The organism is uncultured Arenimonas sp. (assembly GCF_963976025.1).
Taxonomy (GTDB): domain Bacteria; phylum Pseudomonadota; class Gammaproteobacteria; order Xanthomonadales; family Xanthomonadaceae; genus Arenimonas.
Map to the genome: position 1 here is coordinate 1 of NZ_CAXBJS010000236.1, position 3,443 is coordinate 3,443.

Consider the following 3,443-nt stretch of genomic DNA (forward strand, 5'->3'; position numbering starts at 1 on the left):
GGCCATGTAGCTTGTAGGCCACGGCCGGGCAAATCAAGGCGAACGCCCGGGCCTCAGTGTTCCGGTGGCCTGCCCGGGGGGCAGTGGGCGCGAAAACGCAAACTGCTGTATAAACAGCCAGCTATAACGAACTTCTGAGGCATTTTCTCTCGGTGGCGCGCACTCCCGATCGAAGCACCAACGCCGGCATGGACCGCCGCCAGAAACTCTGGCGCGAACTCGCGCTGGTCGCGCTTTCGCCGCTGCTGCTGTACCTGCTGGCGAGCCTGCTCAGCTACCACACCGACGACCCGGCTTTTTCACGCACCGGCTCGGTGGCCGGCCCGCTGCACAACGTCGGCGGCGTCGTCGGCGCCCACCTGGCCGACCTGGCCTTCTGGTTCTTCGGCTACATCGCCTACACGGTGCCGCTGGTGCTGGGCGGCATCGCCTGGATCGCGCTGTTCGGGCTCGACTCCGACGGCGACGGTCGGGTCGATTTCGGCCCCGCGCTGCGCCTGGTCGGCATCGTCGGTTTCCTGGTGTCGGCCTGCGGCCTCGCGCACATCCTCGGCGGCGCCGCGCCCGACCTGCCCGAAGGCTCCGGCGGCATCCTGGGCCAGCTGGTCGGCACCTCGATGCGCAAGGTGTTCGGCGGCATGGGCGGCAACCTGTTCCTGGTTTCCGTGGTGCTGATGTCGGTCACCCTGGCCACGGGGCTCAGCTGGTTCGCCCTGATGGACTGGATCGGCGGCAAGGTCCTGGCCCTGTACGAACGCCTGGGCAAGCGCACCCGCCAGGCCGCCGAATGGCAGCGCGCCCGCGTGCTGCGCGAAGAGCGCGAGGAAGTGCGCAAGGTCGATTCGGCCAAACGCGCCAAGCGCGAGCCGGTGCGCATCGAACCGCCGGCCAAGCCGGTCATCGAAAAATCCGAACGCGCCCAGCGCGAGCAGCAGATCCCGCTGTTCAACGTCGGCGGCGGCGAAGGCCTGCCGCCGCTGTCGCTGCTCGACGACCCCAAGGAACAGCCCAAGGGTTATTCCGAAGAAACCCTGGAAACCCTGTCGCGGCAGATCGAGTTCAAGCTCAAGGACTTCCGCGTCGAGGTGCAGGTGGTCGGCGCCTATCCGGGCCCGGTGATCACCCGCTTCGAGATGGAGCCGGCGCCGGGCGTGAAGGGCAGCCAGATCAGTTCGCTCGACAAGGACATCGCCCGCGGCCTGAGCGTCAAATCGGTGCGCGTGGTGGACGTCATCCCGGGTAAGTCGGTGGTGGGCCTGGAAATCCCCAACACCCACCGCGAGATGATCTACCTGAGCGAAATCCTGCGCTCGAAGGAATACGACAAGCTGGCCTCGCCGCTGGCGATGGCGCTGGGCAAGGACATCGCCGGCCGCCCGGTGGTGGTCGACCTGGCCCGCATGCCGCACCTGCTGATCGCCGGCACCACCGGTTCGGGCAAGTCGGTGGGCGTGAACGCCATGGTGCTGAGCCTGCTGTACAAGGCCAGCGCCAAGGACGTGCGCATGCTGATGATCGACCCGAAGATGCTGGAACTGTCGGTCTACCAGAACATCCCGCACCTGCTGGCGCCGGTGGTCACCGACATGAAGGAGGCCGCCAATGGCCTGCGCTGGTGCGTGGCCGAGATGGAGCGCCGCTACAAGCTGATGAGCGCGGTCGGCGTGCGCAACCTGGCCGGCTTCAACCGCAAGGTCAAGGACGCCCAGGACGCCGGCCAGCCGCTGATGGACCCGCTGTTCCGGCCCAACCCGGACCTGGACGAAGTGCCGCGTCCGCTCGAGGCGCTGCCTTACATCGTCGTGTTCATCGACGAATTCGCCGACATGATGATGATCGTCGGCAAGAAGGTCGAAGAGCTCATCGCCCGCCTGGCGCAGAAGGCCCGCGCCGCCGGCATCCACCTCATCCTGGCCACGCAGCGGCCCTCGGTGGACGTGATCACCGGCCTGATCAAGGCCAACATCCCGACCCGCATCGCCTTCCAGGTGAGCTCCAAGATCGACTCGCGCACCATCCTTGACCAGTCCGGCGCCGAAACCCTGCTGGGCAACGGCGACATGCTCTACCTGCCGCCGGGCACCGCCATGCCCGAACGTGTGCACGGCGCCTTCGTCAGCGACGAAGAAGTGCACCGCGTGGTGGCGCACCTGCGCCAGAACAGCTCCGGCCCGGACTACATCGAGGGCGTGCTGGAGGAAGTGCAGTCGATGGGCGACGGCGTCGTGATCGGCCCGACCGGCCTGCCCGAATCCGGCGGCGGCGGCGACGAATCCGACCCGCTTTACGACGAGGCGGTGAAGGTCGTCACCGAAACCCGCCGCGCGTCCATTTCGGGCGTGCAGCGGCGCCTGAAGATCGGCTACAACCGCGCCGCCCGGCTTATTGAAGCCATGGAGGCCGCGGGCATCGTCACCCCGCCAGAACACAACGGCGACCGCCAGGTGATCGCCCCGCCGCCGCCGCGCTGAGCGGGCGTCCTGCCGGCGGGTTTAAGCCGGCGTTCAAGCGCCCCACGCGCCGTTCAGGCAAGCCGCGACACACTGGCCCGCAATGCAACCGAGGTTATGCCCATGCGCCTTATCGTGATCCTGATGCTTGCCCTTGCCGCACCCCTGGCCCACGCCGGTGCGCGCGAGCAGCTCGACGCCTTCGGTGCCGGCATGACCGGCATGGCGGCGGACTTCGAGCAGCGCGTGCACGCGCCCGACGGCGAGCTGCTGGAATCGTCCAGCGGCACGCTCAAGCTGCGCGCGCCGCGCCAGTTCCGCTGGGAAGTGGTGCAGCCCTTCCCGCAGGTGATCGTCGCCGACGGCACCCACGTCTGGATCCACGACCCGGACCTGGAGCAGGTGACGGTGCGCATCCAGAGCCATGAAGAGCAGGGCAGCCCGCTGTCGGTGCTGGTCGACCCGAGCGAGCTCGAACGCCAGTTCGAAGTCAGCGGCCACCGCGCCGACGGCCTGGACTGGCTGGGGCTGACCCCGCGCAAGCCCGAGGATTCCCCGTTCGAAAGCGCCCGCCTGGGCTTCGACGACAGTGGCCTGGTGGTGATGGAAATGAGCGACGGCCTGGGCCAGCGCACCGAGGTGCGTTTCAGCGGCTGGCAGCGCAATCCGGCCTTCGCGGCCGGCACCTTCGACTTCACCCCGCCGCCGGGCACCGAGGTGGTGGGCGAGATGGCGCAAGCCGCCGAAGTGATGCCGCTGGCGGACTGAGGTTCGGGGCCAGCGCCGGCTCCCGAGCCGGTAAACTTGGCCGGTGAGCCGAAAAGCCCCATCCACCCCGACGCTGTTCGCACCGCCCGAGGGCCTCAAACCCCTGGCCGAGCGCATGCGCCCGGCCAGCCTCGACGACATGGTCGGCCAGCGCCGGCTGCTGGCGCCGGGTTCGGCGCTGCGCCGCGCGGTGGAATCGGGCCGCGTGCACTCGATGATCCTCTG

The 3,443-nt window shown here is 68.5% G+C and carries 2 protein-coding genes and 1 pseudogene; all 3 read left to right on the forward strand.

What is annotated here, in order from left to right; all coding sequences use genetic code 11:
* Positions 1-188: 188 nt before the first annotated feature.
* Positions 189-2,471, forward strand: coding sequence for a DNA translocase FtsK 4TM domain-containing protein (locus tag AACZ35_RS13370; protein ID WP_339830121.1), 2,283 nt, complete (start codon positions 189-191; stop codon positions 2,469-2,471).
* Between the two features lie 96 nt (positions 2,472-2,567).
* Positions 2,568-3,218, forward strand: coding sequence for an outer membrane lipoprotein chaperone LolA (gene lolA, locus AACZ35_RS13375; protein WP_339830119.1), 651 nt, complete (start codon positions 2,568-2,570; stop codon positions 3,216-3,218).
* 43 nt (positions 3,219-3,261) lie between these two features.
* Positions 3,262-3,443 (forward strand): annotated as a pseudogene (locus tag AACZ35_RS13380) (recombination factor protein RarA); the annotation flags it as partial.

Bases quoted from the DNA above. Each gene is read 5' to 3' on its own strand.
- AACZ35_RS13370 (WP_339830121.1), top strand. From the start codon at position 189: ATGGACCGCCGCCAGAAACTCTGGCGCGAACTCGCGCTGGTCGCGCTT.
- lolA (WP_339830119.1), top strand. From the start codon at position 2,568: ATGCCCATGCGCCTTATCGTGATCCTGATGCTTGCCCTTGCCGCACCC.